The sequence below is a fragment of the Streptomyces sp. NPDC017225 genome, from assembly GCF_044331465.1.
Classification (GTDB): domain Bacteria; phylum Actinomycetota; class Actinomycetes; order Streptomycetales; family Streptomycetaceae; genus Streptomyces.
The window spans coordinates 1-1,431 of sequence record NZ_JBIRNE010000060.1 but is presented as its reverse complement, the minus strand read 5'-3'; the positions used below and the strand labels follow the sequence as shown (position 1 = coordinate 1,431).

1 protein-coding gene is annotated in these 1,431 nt (G+C 69.3%); it reads left to right on the top strand.

The window, feature by feature from the left end; genetic code table 11:
• Positions 1–56: 56 nt before the first annotated feature.
• Complete coding sequence (locus tag ACH4NX_RS38380; RefSeq protein ID WP_398130382.1) at positions 57–1,334, top strand: IS701 family transposase; 1,278 nt, start codon at positions 57–59, stop codon at positions 1,332–1,334.
• Positions 1,335–1,431 lie beyond the last annotated feature (97 nt).

Here is a 1,431-nt window from a genome sequence, read left to right as displayed (position 1 = left end):
CTAGTAGGGCTCCGTTAGGTCTGTCTCGTGGTCCTGTTTGGGGGCATGTTGAGGGTGTGGACGCACATGAAGTGAACCGTGCTCGGGCGACGTTGGCGTTATTCGTGGCCGACGTGTTCGCGTCGGTGCCGCGCAAGGATCAGCGGGCGAAGGGCGACTGCTACCTGCGGGGACTGATGCTGGACGGCCGGCGGAAGTCGATCCAGCCGATGGCGGAACGGCTGCCGGACGGCAACGAGCAGAACCTGCAGCAGTTCGTGAACCAGTCGACCTGGGATCCGGTACCGGTGCGACGGCGGATCGCGGAGCGGATGGTGCCGCGGATCCGCCCGGACGCCTGGGCGGTCGATGACGTGTCGTTCCCCAAGGACGGCCGGATGTCGGTGGCGGTCGCCCACCAGTACTGCGGTGCGCTGGGTAAACAGGCCAACTGCCAGGTCGCGGTGAGCGTGCACGCGGTCTCCGACACTGCCTCCTGCCCGCTGCAGTGGCGGCTGTTCGTGCCCGAGGAGTGGTCGGACGACGCCGTGCGGCGGCAGAAGACCGGGATACCGCCAGAGGCCGGGCACCGGGAGAAGTGGCGCCTGGCCCTGGACACCCTCGACGAGCTGGCCGGGTGGGGGCTGGTGCCGCCGGTGGTGGTGGCCGACGCCGGCTACGGGCAGAACGCCGACTTCCGCGACGGCCTGCACGGCCGGGGCATCGGCTATGTCGTGGCCATCCGTTCGGACGTGACCGTCCACCCGCACGACGCACGGCCCACCGCCCCGGCGTGGTCGGGAAGCGGCCGCAGGCCGCAGCCCCGCTACCGGGAGAAGCCGTCCTCGGTGGCCGCCATGGCAGTCGGCCATGGGCGGCAGGCATTCACCGAAGTGACCTGGCGTGAAGGCTCACGCGGGCCGATGCGCTCGCATTTCCTGGCGCTGCGAGTGCGGCCCGCCGGCATCCGGGCTCGCCGTCTGGCCCAGGCCGCCGCCACCGCCGAACACGGCCACTGGGACGGCGTCCTGCCCGCCGTGACACTGCTGGCCCAATGGCCCGAAGGCGCCGAAGCACCCACCGACTACTGGCTGTCCAACCTGCCCGCCGACACCCCGACCACCGAACTGGTCCGCCTGGCCAAGATCCGCTGGCGCATCGAACACGACTACCGCGAACTCAAGCACGGCCTCGGCCTGGACCACTTCGAGGGACGTTCCTGGACCGGATGGCACCACCACGTCACCCTGGTCACCGCCGCCCACGCCTTCCTCACCGAACAGCGACTGGCCCCAAAAGCCGATACAGCGGACTCACCCTCTACCAGATCCTCGACACCATCCAGGACCTGCTGAACTGCTGGACCGGCACCTGCACCACCTGCCACCGCCCCCTGCCCAGCAGACCGCACACGACATCAAGATCGAGACAGACCTAACGGAGCCCTACTAG